The organism is Streptomyces sp. WAC05374, from assembly GCF_004353505.1.
Taxonomy (GTDB): domain Bacteria; phylum Actinomycetota; class Actinomycetes; order Streptomycetales; family Streptomycetaceae; genus Streptomyces.
The window spans coordinates 323007-339050 of sequence record NZ_SMNQ01000005.1 but is presented as its reverse complement, the minus strand read 5'-3'; the positions used below and the strand labels follow the sequence as shown (position 1 = coordinate 339050).

Here is a 16044-nt window from a genome sequence, read left to right as displayed (position 1 = left end):
GGGGTACGCCATGACGGCGGCCACCAGCACACTCACCACCGGCCACATCGGCCTCAACGTGACCGACATCGAGCGGTCCCTCGCCTTCTACGGCGGCGTCCTCGGCTTCGACGTCCTCGTCGAGGGCAAGGAGGACGGCAGGCGGTACGCCCTCCTCGGCCGGGACGGCCGGCTCACCCTCGCCCTGTGGCAGCAGGCCGACGGCGCGTACGCCCCCGCCCTCGCCGGACTGCACCACCTCGCGTTCGAGGCCGGAACCATGGACCAGGTCCGGGAGATCGAGGCCGAACTGAAGGCGCGCGGGGTCTCCTTCGCGTACGACGGTGTCGTCGCCCACCGCGAGGGCGCGGCCTCCGGCGGGATCTTCTTCCACGACCCGGACGGCACCCGGCTGGAGATCTACGCCCCGACCGGCGCCGAGGACGCCCGCGCCCCGCACGCCACCGCACCCACCTGCGGCTTCTTCTAGGAGGCGGCCCCGTGACCGGCCCGTACCACCACGGCTCCCTCGCCGTGCAGACCCGCGTCGGCGTGCGCGACCTCGCCGACCACGTCGGCCGCTCCATCGGCCCCGGCATCCGCCCGGTCGCCGCCGCCTTCCTGGAGCTCCAGCCGATGCTCGTGATCGGTGCGGCGGACCGGGACGGCCGGGTCTTCGGCTCCCTGCTGACCGGCCCGCCCGGGTTCGTCCGGGCCACGGGGCCCACCTCCGTCTCGGTGACCGGCGGCGTACCGGAGGGCGACCCGCTGGCCGGCGTGCTCGGCCCCGGCGGCCCGCCCGCCGGCACCCCCGTCGGCACCATCGCCCTGGACCCCCGCACCCGGCGGCGGATGCGGCTGGGCGGCACGGCCCGGCCCACCCCGCGCGGGCTGGCCGTCGAGGCCGACCGGGTGTTCTCCAACTGCCCCAAGTACCTCCAGCGGCGCGAGCTGTACGCGCCCGCCCCCGCCACCACCCCCGTCACCGTCACGTCCGGCGCCCGGATGACCCCCGCCCAGGCGGACCTCGTCCGCGAGGCCGACACCTTCTTCATCGCCACCGTCGCCCCCGGCCAGGGCGCCGACGCCAGCCACCGCGGCGGCAACCCCGGTTTCGTCACCGTCACCTCGCCCACCACCCTGAGCTGGCCCGACTACCCGGGCAACGCCATGTTCCTCACCCTCGGCAACCTGGAGGCCGACGCCCGCGCGGGGCTCCTCTTCCTCGACTGGACCACCGGCACCACCCTCCAGCTCACCGGCACCGCCCGCGCCCGGTACGCCGGCCGGGACCGCACCGTCCACTTCACCGCCGACGCGGTCGTGGAGACCCGGGGCGCGAACCCTCTGCGCTGGTCCCCGCCGGAGTACTCACCGGCGAACCCGGCGGTGCCCCACTAACCTCGATGCATGAACGAGAGGTTGAGAGTCGCGGCCTACGCCGTGTGCGTGCGCGACGGACAGCTCCTGCTCGCCCGGGGCACCGCCGACGACGGCACCAAGGAGTGGACCCTGCCGGGCGGCGGCATGGACCACGGAGAAGACCCCCTCGACACCGTCGTGCGCGAGGTCGAGGAAGAGACCGGCTACCTCGCCGAGATGACGGCCCTGCTGGGCGTCGACTCCATACGGCGCCGCCGCAGCGGCCGTCTCGGCAGGGGCACCGACTTCCAGGGCCTGCGCATCCTCTACGAGGGCCGGATCACCGGCGGCGACCTGCGCCCCGAGGTGGGCGGCTCCACCGACCTGGCCGCCTGGCACCCGCTCGACGCCGTCCCCTCCCTCGTACGGGTCGGCGTCGTCGACATCGGGCTGCGGCTGTGGCGCGAGCGGCCCGCCGCCGGGCGCCTCACCCACAACGGCTGAAACACGCTCAACCCCAGCACGGCGGGCAACGCGCCGAGCACGCGCCGGAGTCCTCCTCGGTGACCACTGATCGCGCAGAGGGGAACTCCGGCATGTCCGTACGGAAGACACTGTCCGCCGCGGTGCTGGCGGCGGCACTCACCGCCACCGCCTTCACCGCTCCCGCCCTGGCCGGTGAGCGCACCGGGGACCGGCACCGGGCCACCCAGAAGGCCGTCGACGCCCTGGTCGGGGCCGGCATCCCCGGCGCGCTCGCCCAGGCGCAGGACCGGCACGGCACCTGGAACGGCAGCGCGGGCGTCGCCGACACCACCACCGGCCGCCCGCGCCTGCCGCGGGACCGCTACCGGGTCGGCTCCATCACCAAGACCTTCGTCGCCACGGTCGTCCTGCAACTGGAGGCCGAGGGGAGACTGGACCTCGACGACACCGTCGAGAGCCAACTGCCCGGTGTCGTCCGCGGCAACGGCCACGACGGCCGGAAGATCACGATCCGCCAGTTGCTCAACCACACCAGCGGCGTGTACGACTTCACCTCCGACCCGGACTACCGCGAGAAGGTCTTCGGTTCCGGCTTCCTGGAGCACCGCTACGACACCTGGACCCCGCGTCGGCTGCTGGACGTCGCCATGCGGCACGCACCGGACTTCGCCCCCGGCACCGACTGGAGCTACTCCAACACCAACTACGTGCTGGCCGGCATGGTCATCGAGAAGGTCACCGGACGGCCCTACGGGAAGGAGGTCGAGCGCCGCATCCTGAAACCGCTCGGGCTGCGCGCCACCAGCGTGCCCGGCACCGACCCGAGGATGCCCGCGCCCAGCGGCCGTGCCTACTCCACGCTCTCCGGGCCTCCCGGCTCGCCCGTCCACGACGTCACGGAGCTGAACCCGTCCCTCGCCTGGGCCGCCGGCGAGATGGTCTCCGACTCTGCCGACCTCCAGCGCTTCGTACGGGCGCTGCTGCGGGGCACGCTGCTGCCGGCCCGGCAGATGAAGGAGCTGACCACCACGGTCCCCCTCGGCGAGGAGGCGCCGTCCGTGCGCTACGGCCTGGGCATCATCGAGCAGAAGCTGAGCTGCGGGAAGGAGGTGTGGGGCCACAGCGGCGGCATCCACGGCTCCGCCTCGGAGGTGGTGTCCACACGGGACGGGCGGCACACGCTGGCGCTCAACATCAACGGTGACTGGGCGGGGGACACCCGGGCGGTGCTGGAGGCGGAGTTCTGCGGCGGGAGGCCCTAGCGGGGCAGGACCACCACGTAGGCGGCCGGGGCGCGGTCCCCGGCCGCCATCAGCGCCGTACGCACCACGATCGCCTGCTGCTCCAGGGTGTCCCGGAGCTTGCGGGGCGTGATGTGGACGACGGTGATGCCCAGCCGCTCCATGTGCTCGCGCTTGCGCGTGTACTCGGTCCACAGCGTGTCGTCGTCGTGGCGCGGCGAGCGGGTGTCGAGCTCCACGGCGACCGCGTGGTCGGGCCAGTACGCGTCCACACCGCCGAGGTGCGGGCCGCCGGGCAGCCGGAGGTCGACGTTCCACAGGGGCTCCGGCAGGCCGTGCACGCGCACCATCTCGTACAACCGGTCCTCCGCCAGCGCCCGCCCCTCCGCGAGCAGCGAGTCCACGGCGTCCACGACGTGCGGCCGGGCCAGCAGCCGTGCCCGGTTCAACTCCCGTACCACCGAGGCCGGTTCGCAGTGGCCGTCCCGTACCGCCTCGGTCAGCAGCCGCCGTACGGCGTGGGCGTCGCCGATGTGCGCGAGGGCGTCCGCCAGCGCGCGGGCCACCGGGGCGACCGGCAGGCCGGTGACCTCCAGCGGCTTCGGCATCTCGTGCGCGCGCACGATCCGCACGCACCCCGTGGAGCGCAGCCGCCGGGTGCGCGGCACCAGGACGTCGACGCGGTCCAGCGACAGCAGGCGCGGGGCGGCCGCGAACCGGTGCAGCGCGAGCGCGGCCAGCCCGGTGATCATCGCCTCGGGCGGCTGCCGCTGCGGCTGCCGGTCGGCGTACAGCAGCGCGGCCCGGAGCCGCTCCTCGCTGGTGGGCGGTCCGGGGTGCAGCAGGTACACGCCCGGCAGGTACTGCTGCCAGGGCCCGCCGGCCCGGCACTGCGCGGCGGCCTCGGCGGCGGACACACCGTGCGCCCTGAGCTGTGCGGCGGACAGGACGCGGGGCCGGTCACCGGCCAGGTGGGACAGGGGGCGGGGGGAGAGCGGGGTGTTCGTCATGCCCCGGGGCTTCCCGCCAACCCCACGGCCGCTAACCGCTGTTACACGCCTGTCGACAATTCGGGACGACCCCGTCCTAAAGTACGGGCGTTCGACTGCCGATCAGGGGCCTCGATCATGCCTCCGACCAGCCCGTCCGCCCTCGGCCCGGACGTTCGCCCGGCCGGGGAACGGACGCCCGATTCCCGGCCGGCGCCCCGGGGCGCGCCCCAGGAGCGTGCCCCGCCCGGACGCGATTACGCCCCCCGGCGGGGGCCGGCACCCGGGCGCCGTGACGCCCTCCCGGCGACGGCGCGCCCGGTGCCCGGCACCCCCGCCCGGTGCCGGGCCCCTGCGGGACGACCGTCCGCAACGGGGGAGCCCCCCGTGCGGGGCCCGGCGGGGCGTGACCGGGCGTCAGCCCGCCGCGGCGTCCCGGGCCTGGGCGCGCAGGGCGCGGGCCAGGTCGTCGCGGGCCTCCAGCACCAGGCGGCGCAGCGCCGGGGCGGCCGACTCGTGGGCGGCGAGCCAGGCGTCGGTGGCCTCCAGGGTGGCCGGGTCGTCCTGGAGGGACGGGAACAGGCCCCGCACCACGTCCATGCCGATCTGGATGGACCGCTCGGCCCACACCCGCTCGATCGCCGCGAAGTACCGCGGCGCGTACGGGGCGATCAGCTCCCGCTGCGACGGCTGGACGAAGCCCGCGATCGTCGCCTCCACCAGCGCGTTCGACAGCGCGTCCGACTCGACGAGCTGCGCCCACGCCTGGGCCTTCACGGCCTGCGACGGGCGGGCCGCCAGACAGCGCACCTGGTGGCGCTTGCCCGACGCGGTGTCGTCGCGCGCCAGCTCCGCCCCGATCGCCGCCTCGTCCGCGCGGCCGTGCGCGGCCAGCGGCTCCAGGAACGTCCAGCGCAGCTCCTGGTCCACGTCCAGCCCGTCGATCTTCGCCGTGCCCTCCAGCAGCCCCTCCAGGAGCTGGAAGTCCGCCTCCGAGGCGGCCGTCGCGGCGAAGAACCGCGCCCACGTGAGCTGGTGCTCGCTGCCCGGCTCCGCCTCCCGCAGCTCCCGCAGCGCGCCCCCGGCCAGCAGCCCGGCGCCCTCCTCGCGCCACGCCGGCGCCGCGTAGTGCACCAGCGCCGAGCGGGCCCAGGCGTGCAGCATCTGGAGCACACCGATGTCCGACTCGCGCCCCGCGAAGGCCAGCACCAGGGCCACGAAGTCCCGTGCGGGCAGCAGCGCGTCCCGCGTCAGGTTCCACAGCGCCGACCAGCACAGCGCCCGCGCCAGCGGGTCCTTCAGACCGCCCAGGTGCGCCCGCAGCGTGGCGAGCGAGTCCTCGTCGAAGCGGACCTTGCAGTACGTGAGGTCGTCGTCGTTCACCAGCACCAGGGCCGGGCGTTCCCGCCCCGCCAGCTCCGCCACCACGGTCCGCTCCCCGGTGACGTCCACCTCCGCGCGGGCGTACCTCACCAGCTCGCCCTCCGGCGACAGCCGGTACAGCCCCACCGCCGCCCGGTGCGGCCGCGCCACCTCGCCCTCCTGGAGCACGGCCAGCTCCGCGACGCGGCCGTCCGCACCGTACGACACCACCGGCGTCAGGGCGTTGACGCCCGAGGTCTCCAGCCACGACCGCGACCAGGCCTTCATGTCCCGGCCGGACGTCTCCTCCAGCACCGACAGCAGGTCACCGAGGCGGGTGTTGCCGTAGGCGTGGCGCTTGAAGTAGCGGCGGGCGCCCTCCAGGAACGCGTCCCGGCCCGCGTACGCCACGAGCTGCTTGAGGACCGCCGCGCCCTTGGCGTAGGTGATCCCGTCGAAGTTCAGCTTGGCGTCCTCCAGGTCACGGATGTCGGCCGTGATCGGGTGTGTGGAGGGGAGCTGGTCGGCGCGGTACGCCCACGCCTTGCGGTTGTTGGCGAAGGTCACCCAACTGTTGGTGAAACGGGTCGCCTCGGCGAGCGAGAAGGAACCCATGAAGTCCGCGAAGGACTCCTTCAGCCACAGGTCGTCCCACCACTTCATGGTGACCAGGTCGCCGAACCACATGTGCGCCATCTCGTGCAGGATGACGTTCGCCCGGCGCTCGTACGCCGCCTGCGTCACCTTGCCCCGGTAGATGTACTCCTCGCGGAAGGTGACCATGCCCGGGTTCTCCATGGCGCCCAGGTTGTACTCGGGCACGAAGGCCTGGTCGTACTTGCCGAAGGGGTAGGGGTAGTCGAAGTTGTCGTGGAAGAAGTCGAAGCCCTGCTTGGTGATCAGGAAGACGTCGTCCGCGTCGAAGTGCCTGGCCAGGCCCTTGCGGCACATGGCACCCAGCGGGATCTCCAGGTCGCCGCGCCGGTAGGTGTCCGTCACGTAGTGGTACGGGCCGGCCACCACGCAGGTGATGTACGTCGAGATCGGCGCCGTCTCGGCGAACCGCCACACGCCCCCCTCGCGCGACTCCTCCGCGCCGTTGCTCCACACGGTCCAGCCCTCGGGAGCCGTCACCTCGAAGCGGTACGGCGCCTTTAGGTCGGGCTGCTCGAAGTTGGCGAACACGCGCCGCGCGTCGGCCGGCTCGTACTGCGTGTAGAGGTAGACCTCGCCGTCCTCCGGGTCGACGAACCGGTGCAGCCCCTCACCGGTGCGGCTGTAGGCGCACTGGGCGTCCACCACCAGCACGTTCTCGTCGGCGAGGCCGTCCAGCGCGATCCGCGAGCCGTCGAACACGGCCGCCGGGTCCAGCTCCCGCCCATTGAGCGTGACCGAGGTCACGGACGGGGCGATCAGGTCCACGAAGGTGGCGGAGCCGGGCGCGGTGCGGCGGAACCGGATGGTCGTCACCGAGCGGAACGTACGCCGCTCGGCCTCGCTCTCCCCGACGGCGGACCGCAGGTCGAGGGCGACCTCGTACCCGTCGACGGACAGCAGCTCGGCCCGCGCGCGGGCCTCGTCGCGGGACAGATTCTCACCGGGCACGGGCGGCACTCCTTCGTGGCTCGTTGTGACAGGAGCGATCCTGCCACGCACCACTGACGCGCGGTATGCGGGAATGCCCTTGCGCGGTCCGGCGTTGCACGAGGGACGATCCCGGCGCGACCCGCGTGCATCCCGCGCAGACCACGAGGAGAGACATGTCCGAGAGCAGGACCACCGCCGACTTCTGGTTCGACCCCCTGTGTCCCTGGGCGTGGATGACCTCCCGCTGGATGCTCGAGGTGGAGAAGGTCCGCCCGGTCGACGTCCGCTGGCACGTGATGAGCCTCGCGGTCCTCAACGAGGACAAGCTGGACGAGGTCCCGCCGGAGTACCGCGAGATGCTGGAGACCCAGGCGTGGGGCCCGGTCCGGGTCGTCGTCGCCGCCCAGCAGCTCCACGGCGACGAGGTGGTGGGCAAGCTCTACACCGCGCTCGGCACCCGCTTCCACAACAAGGGCGAGGGCCCGACGCACACCGCGATCCGCGAGGCGCTGGAGGACGCCGGCCTGCCGGTGTCGCTCGCCGAGTACGCCGACAAGGACACCTACGACGCCGAGCTGCGCGCCTCCCACCACGAGGGCATCAGCAAGGTGGGCCAGGAGGTCGGCACCCCGGTCATCGCGGTGCCCGGCCCGGACGGCGAGCAGATCGCCTTCTTCGGCCCGGTCGTCACCCCCGCCCCCCAGGGCGAGCAGGCGGCCCGGCTGTGGGACGGCACGCTGATGGTGGCGTCGATCCCCGGTTTCTACGAGATCAAGCGGACCCGCACCCAGGGCCCGGACTTCAGCAACCTGTAGCGCCGGCCGCGCACCCGTACACGGAAGGCCCCCTGTGAGTCCCGTCCTCACAGGGGGCCTTCCCTCATCCGCCTGCCCGGTGAAGGTTGAGAAGACGATCACGAGCAGGACGTTTCACGGCGCCGTCGTCAGGGCGCGATCAGTGGCGTGCGCTCCTTGGCCTGGGCATAACGCTTGGCCACGTCCTGCCAGTTGACGACCTCCCACATCGCGTCGATGAAGTCGACCTTCTGGTTCTTGTACTGGAGGTAGAAGGCGTGCTCCCAGGCGTCGAAGACGAGGATCGGCACCGAGCCCTGGCCGACGTTGCCCTGGTGGTCGTACACCTGCTCGACGATCAGGCGGCCGCTGACCGGCTCGTACGCCAGGACACCCCAGCCGGAGCCCTGGGTGGTCGCGGCGGCCTTGGAGAGCTGCGTCCTGAACTTGGCGAAGGAGCCGAAGGACGCGGCGATGGCGTCCGCGAGCTCTCCCACGCCGTCGGCGGCCAGCGGCTCGCCGCCACCGCCGTTCTTCTTGCCGGTCATGTTGTGCCAGTAGATGGAGTGCAGGATGTGGCCGGAGAGGTGGAACGCGAGGTTCTTCTCCAGGCCGTTGATGGAGCCCCACTGCTCCTTGTCGCGGGCCTCCTCGAGCTGCTCCAGGGTGTCGTTCGCGCCCTTGACGTAAGCGGCGTGGTGCTTGTCGTGGTGCAGCTCGATGATCTGCGGGTTGATGACCGGCTCGAGCTCCGCGTAGTCGTACGGAAGTTCAGGAAGTGTGTAGATCGCCATGTCCGAGCCCTCCGACTGCTGCTGCATGTTGCTGCTTATTGCAAATCTTGTGCAAGTGCAGGCTAACAGCAGGAGGGCCCGGAAGTTGATCAGCCCTTCGTCCTAGGACACGAGTCCCGGCGCGTCCTGGGGGCGCGTCCGGCACGCCTCCCGGGCGACCGCCGCCAGGTCCGGGAAGTCGGTCACCACGGCGTCCACCCCGAGGGCGAAGTGGCGGGCGTACTCGGCGAAGGCGTCACCGAAGGCGTGCGGGTCGGTGCCGCGCCGCAGCTCCGCGGGCAGGTACTGGTTCTCGGCGCGGAAGGTGTACGCCCCCACCCTCAGCCCGGCCGCGTGCGCGTCCGCCACGAGCGTCGACGGCGCCACCAGGGACGACTTGTCGGGGCCGATCCACCGCGCGTACGCGGCGATCCGGCGCAGCCCGGCCGGGCTCATCATGTCCCGGTACGTCAGAGGGTGGCCGTACGGGCCGCCGCTGGTGCCGAGCGCCTGCCAGAGCGGCACGCCCAGCCCCTCGCCGGCGAGCCGCAGCAGGCTGGACGGCTCGAACGACTGGATCACGCACTCGCGCGGGCCGAGCCGGAGGCGGCGCACGGCGTCGGCGAGTACCGGCTCCAGGGGCAGGCCCAGGGAGCGGAAGTACGTCGGGTGCTTGGTCTCCGGGAAGACCGTGACGGTCCGTCCGTGGCGCCTCGACAGCGTGCGCGCCAGCCCGACGACCTCCTGGAAGGTCATCACCCGCTGGTGCCCGTCGAAGACGGTGTTCCGGTTCCGTACGAGGGGCAGGCGCTCGACCGCCCGCAGGGTCCTCAGCTCCGCGAGCGTGAAGTCCTCGGTGAACCAGCCGGTGACGGCCCGCCCGTCGACGGTCTTCGTGGTGCGCCGCCCGGCGAACTCGGGGCGCCGGGCGACGTCCGTGGTGCCCGAGATCTCGTTCTCGTGGCGCACCACCAGATGGTGGTCCCGGGTCGGCACGAGGTCCGGTTCGATCCAGTCGGCGCCGGTCTCGACGGCGAGCGTGTAGGAGGCGGCGGTGTGTTCGGGGCGCCAGCCGGCCGCGCCCCGGTGGCCGATCACGAGGGGCCGGCGGGCGGGCGCGGCGGCGTGGGAGGGGGCGGGGGAGGACAGGGAGGCGGCGGCGGTCGCGCCCGCCGCGAGGAGTACCGAGCGACGTCTCATACCGCGGCACGGTAGGCATCCCGGCGCCGCCCGCCGGGGCACTTCACGTGCCGTGCGGCCGGTCTTCACCCGCCGTACCGGCACGGGAGGGGCCCGGCGGGCGCGGGAGCGGCCGGCGCGCCGGGCCCGCACGTGAAGGGGCCCCGGCGCGTCGCGCGCCGGGGCCCCTTCTTCCGCTCACCGCCGGGCCGTCAGGCCCCGCCGGACTTCTGCCGGGCCGTCAGGCGCCGGACTTCTGACGGTTCCGCTGCACGAGGTAGCCGGTCACCGCGAGCGCCAGGGTCAGAGCGCCCGTGGCGTAGAGCTGGTCACGGGTGCCCTCCTCACGGGCCATCAGCACGAAGACCGCCGCCATGCCCGCCAGCGCCGCGTACGTCAGGTACGGGTACGCCCACATCCGCACGACCAGCTTCTCGGGCGCCTCGCGCTCCAGCTTGCGGCGCAGCACGAGCTGCGAGACCGCGATGAAGATCCAGACGACCAGGATGATCGCGCCGATCATGTTCAGGAGCCAGAGGAACACGTCGTTGGGGCGCCAGTAGCTGAGCAGCACGCAGACGAAGCCGATGACCGACGACATCAGCACCGCGACGCGCGGCACCCCGCCGGAGATCTTGCCGAGCGCCTTCGGGCCCTGGCCGCGGGCGACCAGCGAGTTGGCCATGCGGGAGGCGCCGTAGATGTTGGCGTTCATCGCCGACAGCAGGGCGACCAGCACCACGACGTTCATGATCTGACCCGCGTACGGGATGTCCAGGTGCTCGAGCGTGGCGACGTACGGGCCCTTCTCGGCGACGGCCTTGTCGGTCCACGGCAGCAGGGTGACCACGACGGCCATGGAGCCGATGTAGAAGACGCCGATCCGCCACATCGCCGTGCGCACGGCCTTGGCGACGCCCTGCACCGGGTGCTCGGACTCGGCCGCCGCGATGGTGACCGTCTCCAGACCGCCGTAGGCGAAGACGGAGGCGAGCAGACCGACGATCAGGCCCTCGGAGCCGCTGGGCATGAAGCCGCCGTGACCGGTCAGGTTCGCCGTGCTGGGGGAGTCCGTGCCGGGCAGCACGCCCGCGATCGCCAGCGCGCCGATGCCGAGGAAGAGCACGATCGCGCCGACCTTCAGCGCGGCGAACCAGAACTCGAACTCACCGAAGTTCTTCACGGCCGCGAGGTTCGTCACGCAGAACGCCACCATGAAGAGGGCCACCCACGCCCACTCGGGCGTCCCCGGGAACCAGCCGACCATGATCTTGGCGGCGCCGATTCCCTCCAGGCCCACGGCCACGCACAGCAGGAACCAGAAGGACCAGCCCGCCGTGAAGCCCGCCCACGGCCCGATGGCCCGCTCGGCGTGCACCGAGAAGGAACCGGAGGCCGGGTTGGCCGCCGACATCTCGCCCAGCATGCGCATCACCAGCATGACGAGCGCGCCGGAGACCGCGTACGCGAGAACGATCGAGGGCCCGGCGGCCGCGATGGCGGTGCCGGAGCCGACGAACAGCCCGGCGCCGATGACGCCGCCGAGGGCGATCATCGACAGGTGGCGCTGCTTGAGGCCGTGGGAGAGCGGCGCGTCGGCCGGCGCCGGCGTGACCGGCGTCGCGTCGGCGGGCGCTGTGGTCCGAGACATGGGCGTGCCCTGTTCAGTAGCTGAGACGGGGTGCGGAAACGTGTGCGGCCCACGAGTCGGGGCCGGCCCACAGTCTGGGCGGGGGCACCGCTCACAGGGAACATCCGCCCGCTATACGGACACGGTGCTCACACAATGTGAAGGATTGCGCACACAATCATCACATTGCTCCATTACGCGGTCGCGTACGCCACTCCCGCACCCACGCCACCGCCAGCACCGTGCCGGTCGCCGCCCCCGACCACAGCACCTGCGGTCGCGACCCGTCGTCCAGCAGCATCAGCACCAGCACCGCCGCCATCGCCGCCAGCGCGGTCCACGTCAGCCACGGGAAGCCCCACATGCGCAGGCTCAGCGTCTGCGGTGCCTCGCGCTCGATGCGCCGCCGCAGCCGCAACTGCGACACCGCGATCAGGCCCCACACGAACAGCAGCACGGCCCCGACCGCGTTCAGCATGTACAGGAAGACGGAATCCGGCCACTCCAGATTGAGCAGTACGGAGACGAAGCCGAACGCCACCGACGCCAGCACCGCCCGGCGCGGCACCCCTCCGCCACTCTCGGCCTCGCTCGAGCGGGGGGACCCCCGTCCCGACACCGCGAGCAGCCCCTTCGGCGCCTCCCCCCGCTCCGCGAGCGAGAAGATCATCCGGGACGACCCGTACAGGTTGGCGTTGAGCGCCGACAGCAGCGCGACGAACACCACCACGTTCATGATCTGGCCGGCGCCCGGCACGCCGATCGCGTCCAGCACCGCGACGTACGGGCTCTGCCCCGGCTCGATCCCCGTCCACGGCAGCAGCGTCACGACGACCAGCATCGAGCCGACATAGAAGAAAAGGATGCGCCACACCGCACTGCGCACCGCACGCGCCACATTGCGGGCCGGGTCCTCCGACTCGGCGGCGGCGATCGTCACCACCTCCAGGCCGCCGAACGCGAACACCACCGCGAGCACCCCGGAGACGACCCCGTCCCAGCCGTTGGGAAGGAAACCGCCCTGCCCTGTCAGGTTGGTGAGCCCCACCGGCTCCGTGTCCGGCAGCCATCCGCCGATGGCCAGTACCCCGAGGCCCAGGAACAGCACGATCGCGCCGACCTTGAGCGCGGCGAACCAGAACTCGAACTCACCGAAGTTCTTCACCGCCGCCAGGTTGGCGACCGTGAACACCACCATGAAGACCAGCACCCAGGCCCACTGCGGCACGCCCGGCACCCAGCCACTGGCGATCCGCGCCGCGCCCGTCGCCTCCACCGCCAGCACGACCACCAGCAGGAACCAGTACAGCCAGCCCACCGAGAACCCGGCCCACCGGCCCAGCGCCCGCTCGGCGTGCACGGAGAAGGCGCCCGACGCGGGCATCGCCGCCGACATCTCGCCCAGCATCCGCATGACCAGCATCGCGAGCGCGCCGGCGATCAGGTACGACAGCACGATGCCGGGACCGGCGACCGCGATCCCCGCGCCCGAGCCGACGAACAGCCCGGCGCCGATCACCCCGCCCAGGCCGAGCATCGTCAGGTGCCGCTGCTTCAGCCCGTGCGACAGGGGCTCGGGCGCCGGGGCCAGCGGCGTGGGCGGGGCGTCGTGCATGGCGCTCGTACTCTCAGGGTGTTTGGAAGGACCCCACAGTCTCTCCGGTGACTCCCTCCCGGCGCAAAAGGGACCGTCCACCCGGTCGTCCCAAGTGATGAGCGTCACGCCCATCGAGGCATATCGCCGGTCCTTTGTGTGAACTCCACCAACGCCGCGTCAGGCGCTTTGTCGTCGACCGACGGTGATCGAGCGTTCACTCGTGCATTACGGTCGGCCTGTCCCGCACTGTCCCCTCACACTCGCCGGAGCCCCGATGAGCACTGCCGTCGCCCCCGTCCGTACCGGAGCGGTCCTCGCCGACCTCCTCCCGGCCAGCCGCGCCCGTGACATCGCGCTCGTCGCCGGCGGCGCCGTGCTCACCGGCATCGCCGCCCAGATCTCCGTCCCCGTCCCCGGCTCACCGGTCCCGGTCTCCGGCCAGACCTTCGCGGCCCTGCTCGTCGGCACCGCCCTCGGCGCCCGGCGCGGCTTCCTCTCCCTCGCCCTGTACACGGTGGCGGGCGTGGCCGGAATGCCGTGGTTCGCCCAGTCCACCTCCGGGTACGCCATGCCGTCCTTCGGCTACATCCTCGGCATGCTGCTCGCCGCCACCGTCGTCGGCGCCCTCGCGCGGCGCGGTGCCGACCGCTCGATGGCGCGCATGGCGGGCACCATGGCGCTGGGCTCCCTGATCATCTACGCCGTCGGCGTGCCGTACCTGGCCCTCGCCACGGGCATGTCCCTGCCGCAGGCGGTCGCCGCGGGCCTGACGCCCTTCCTGATCGGCGACGCGCTCAAGGCGGCGCTGGCGATGGGCGTGCTGCCCACGGCCTGGAAGCTCATCGGCCGCAAGGGCCGGGACTGACGCGCCCACCTTGGCCGATCGCGCGAAAAGGCCCTCCGTCCACCCGGTGGTGGACGGAGGGCCTTTCGCCGTTCCGGGAAGGACCGGTCAGGCGTCGACCTGCTTCTTGCGGGCCCGGTCGAGCACGACGCCGATGGTCACGACGACGACCGCGACGAAGATCGAGGACAGCACCACCTCGCGGTTGTCCTTGTCGTAGACCATGTAGCCCAGCACGAAGGTGATCATCGCGGCGGTCGCCCACGTCAGGTACGGGAAGAGCCACATCTTCACCGTCACCTTCTCGGGCACCTCGCGCATCAGGATGCCGCGCATCCGGAGCTGGGTGAAGCAGATCACCAGCCAGACGAAGAGCGCGACGGCGCCGGAGGAGCTCAGCAGGAAGTCGAAGACCGTGTCCTTGTACGCGTAGTTCGCCCAGACCGCGCCGAAGCCGAAGACCACGGAGCCCAGGATCGCGGCGGTCGGCACGCCCTTGGCGTTGACCTTGGCGAAGGCCTTCGGCGCGTCACCGCGCTCGCCCAGCGAGAACGCCATGCGGGAAGCGGTGTACAGGCCGGAGTTCAGGCAGGACAGCACGGCGGTCAGCACGATCACGTTCATGATCTGGCCCGCGTGCGGGATGCCGATGGAGTCCAGGGCGGCGACGTACGAGCCCTTCTCGACGATCGCCTTGTCGTTCCAGGGCAGGAGCGTCAGGACGACGAAGATCGAGCCCAGGTAGAAGACGGCGATGCGCCAGATCACGCTGTTGGTGGCCTTGGTGACCGCGCGGCGCGGGTCCTCCGACTCACCGGCGGCGAGCGTGACGATCTCGCTGCCCATGAAGGAGAAGACGACCATCAGCACACCGGTGAGGATGGCGCCGGCGCCGTTGGGGAAGAAACCGCCGGAGTCCGTGAGGTGCGCGAGGCCCGCGCCCGGGTTGTCGGAGCCCGGCAGGAAGCCGAACACGGCCAGCAGACCGATGACCACGAAGGCACCGATGGCGACGACCTTGATGCCCGCGAACCAGAACTCGAACTCGCCGTACGACGCGACGGAGGCCAGGTTGGTGGCCGTCAGGACCACCATCACGATCAGTGCCCAGGCCCACTGCGGAACGGCCGGTATCCAGCCCTCCAGGATCACGGCGCCCGCGGTCGCCTCGACCGCCAGCACCACCACCCAGAAGAACCAGTACAGCCAGCCGATCGAGAAGCCCGCCCAGCGGCCGAGCGCGCGGTCGGCATAGGCCGAGAAGGAGCCGGAGTTCGGGCTGGCGGCGGCCATCTCGCCCAGCATCCGCATCACGAAGACGACCATCGCGCCGACGAGCATGTACGAGATGAGGATGGCGGGACCGGCCTTGGCGATGCCGCCGGAGGACCCGACGAACAGGCCTGCGCCGATCACTCCACCGATGGCGATCATGGAAAGGTGACGGTTCTTGAGTCCGGCCTTGAGACCGTCGGAGGACTGCGGAGTACCGGGTTCTCCGGCCTCTCCGCCTTCCTTATGCAGGGTCGGCTGCATGGTCATGGACGATTCCTAACGTCTGTGCGGCGCTCGGGTGACGAGCCCGTGCATTGAAACCCGACAGGGCAAGAGGCCGGAACCCTCCGATTCCGGATCGTGATACGACGCCCGCCGGAAAGGCCCCCGGAAAGGCCCCCGGAAGGCCCCCGGGCGGCGCCGGGGACGTGGGGCGTGCCACACTCGTGCCCATGCGCGTGTACCTCGGCTCCGACCATGCCGGCTTCGAACTCAAGAACCACCTCGTCGAGTGGCTCAAGGCCCACGGCCACGAGCCCGTCGACTGCGGCCCCCACATCTACGACGCCCAGGACGACTACCCGCCGTTCTGCCTGCGCGCCGCGGAGAGGACCGCCGCGGACCCGGACAGCCTCGGCATCGTCATCGGCGGCTCCGGCAACGGCGAGCAGATCGCCGCGAACAAGGTCAAGGGCGTACGGGCGGCGTTGGCCTGGAGCGAGCAGACGGCCGCGCTCGGCCGCGAGCACAACAACGCGAACGTCGTGGCGATCGGCGGGCGGATGCACTCCCTGGAGGAGTCCACGAAGTTCGTGGAGACCTTCCTCGCGACCCCGTACTCGGGCGAGGAGCGCCACACGCGCCGCATCGAGATGCTCTCCGCCTACGAGACCACCGGCGACCTCCCCCCCATCCCGCCCCACCACCCCCAGCAGGCCTGACCTCT

The 16044-nt window shown here is 72.0% G+C and carries 14 protein-coding genes; 7 read left to right on the top strand and 7 right to left on the bottom strand.

Going from position 1 to position 16044, the window contains the following annotated elements; all coding sequences use genetic code 11:
- The first annotated feature begins 10 nt into the window (after nucleotides 1-10).
- From E2B92_RS13955 to E2B92_RS13940, 4 genes are all read left to right on the top strand, one after another.
- Nucleotides 11-469, top strand: coding sequence for a VOC family protein (locus E2B92_RS13955; protein WP_126884024.1), 459 nt, complete (start codon nucleotides 11-13; stop codon nucleotides 467-469).
- 11 nt (nucleotides 470-480) lie between these two features.
- Nucleotides 481-1380, top strand: coding sequence for a pyridoxamine 5'-phosphate oxidase family protein (locus E2B92_RS13950; RefSeq protein ID WP_133087540.1), 900 nt, complete (start codon nucleotides 481-483; stop codon nucleotides 1378-1380).
- A 9-nt stretch (nucleotides 1381-1389) separates the two neighbouring features.
- Nucleotides 1390-1845, top strand: coding sequence for an NUDIX hydrolase (locus E2B92_RS13945; protein ID WP_126884022.1), 456 nt, complete (start codon nucleotides 1390-1392; stop codon nucleotides 1843-1845).
- Between the two features lie 92 nt (nucleotides 1846-1937).
- A complete protein-coding gene (locus tag E2B92_RS13940; RefSeq protein ID WP_126884021.1) occupies nucleotides 1938-3089 on the top strand; it encodes a serine hydrolase domain-containing protein in 1152 nt (383 codons plus the stop codon).
- Here the strand turns inward: E2B92_RS13940 and E2B92_RS13935 are convergent.
- Nucleotides 3086-4078: a hypothetical protein gene (locus E2B92_RS13935; RefSeq protein WP_133087539.1), complete on the bottom strand. Its 993-nt coding sequence runs from the start codon at nucleotides 4076-4078 to the stop codon at nucleotides 3086-3088. The genes E2B92_RS13940 and E2B92_RS13935 overlap by 4 nt on opposite strands.
- A 396-nt stretch (nucleotides 4079-4474) precedes the next feature.
- Nucleotides 4475-7024 (bottom strand): aminopeptidase N, encoded by a 2550-nt coding sequence (gene pepN / locus E2B92_RS13930; RefSeq protein WP_126886871.1) that lies wholly within the window; start codon nucleotides 7022-7024, stop codon nucleotides 4475-4477.
- 155 nt (nucleotides 7025-7179) lie between these two features.
- On the opposite strand from pepN, the gene E2B92_RS13925 reads away from it, so the two are divergent.
- On the top strand, nucleotides 7180-7821 hold the full coding sequence (locus E2B92_RS13925; protein WP_126886872.1) for a mycothiol-dependent nitroreductase Rv2466c family protein: 642 nt from the start codon (nucleotides 7180-7182) through the stop codon (nucleotides 7819-7821).
- Between the two features lie 128 nt (nucleotides 7822-7949).
- Here E2B92_RS13925 and E2B92_RS13920 read toward each other — a convergent pair whose 3' ends face one another.
- From E2B92_RS13920 to E2B92_RS13905, 4 genes are all read right to left on the bottom strand, one after another.
- Nucleotides 7950-8594, bottom strand: a complete 645-nt coding sequence (locus E2B92_RS13920; protein WP_126886887.1) for a superoxide dismutase — start codon at nucleotides 8592-8594, stop codon at nucleotides 7950-7952.
- 102 nt (nucleotides 8595-8696) lie between these two features.
- Nucleotides 8697-9773, bottom strand: a complete 1077-nt coding sequence (locus E2B92_RS13915; RefSeq protein ID WP_133087538.1) for a glycerophosphodiester phosphodiesterase family protein — start codon at nucleotides 9771-9773, stop codon at nucleotides 8697-8699.
- 220 nt (nucleotides 9774-9993) lie between these two features.
- Nucleotides 9994-11403: an amino acid permease gene (locus E2B92_RS13910; protein ID WP_126886874.1), complete on the bottom strand. Its 1410-nt coding sequence runs from the start codon at nucleotides 11401-11403 to the stop codon at nucleotides 9994-9996.
- 160 nt (nucleotides 11404-11563) lie between these two features.
- Nucleotides 11564-12997 carry an amino acid permease gene (locus tag E2B92_RS13905; protein WP_126886875.1) on the bottom strand — a complete coding sequence of 478 codons (1434 nt, stop codon included), beginning with the start codon at nucleotides 12995-12997 and terminating at the stop codon, nucleotides 11564-11566.
- 256 nt (nucleotides 12998-13253) lie between these two features.
- Here E2B92_RS13905 and E2B92_RS13900 point away from each other — a divergent pair, with 256 nt between their 5' ends.
- Nucleotides 13254-13844 carry a biotin transporter BioY gene (locus E2B92_RS13900; RefSeq protein ID WP_126886876.1) on the top strand — a complete coding sequence of 197 codons (591 nt, stop codon included), beginning with the start codon at nucleotides 13254-13256 and terminating at the stop codon, nucleotides 13842-13844.
- 87 nt (nucleotides 13845-13931) lie between these two features.
- On the opposite strand, the gene E2B92_RS13895 is transcribed toward E2B92_RS13900, so the two are convergent.
- Nucleotides 13932-15365, bottom strand: coding sequence for an amino acid permease (locus E2B92_RS13895; protein WP_126886877.1), 1434 nt, complete (start codon nucleotides 15363-15365; stop codon nucleotides 13932-13934).
- 185 nt (nucleotides 15366-15550) lie between these two features.
- On the opposite strand from E2B92_RS13895, the gene E2B92_RS13890 reads away from it, so the two are divergent.
- Nucleotides 15551-16039, top strand: a complete 489-nt coding sequence (locus tag E2B92_RS13890; RefSeq protein ID WP_126886878.1) for a ribose-5-phosphate isomerase — start codon at nucleotides 15551-15553, stop codon at nucleotides 16037-16039.
- The last annotated feature ends 5 nt before the right edge of the window (nucleotides 16040-16044 follow it).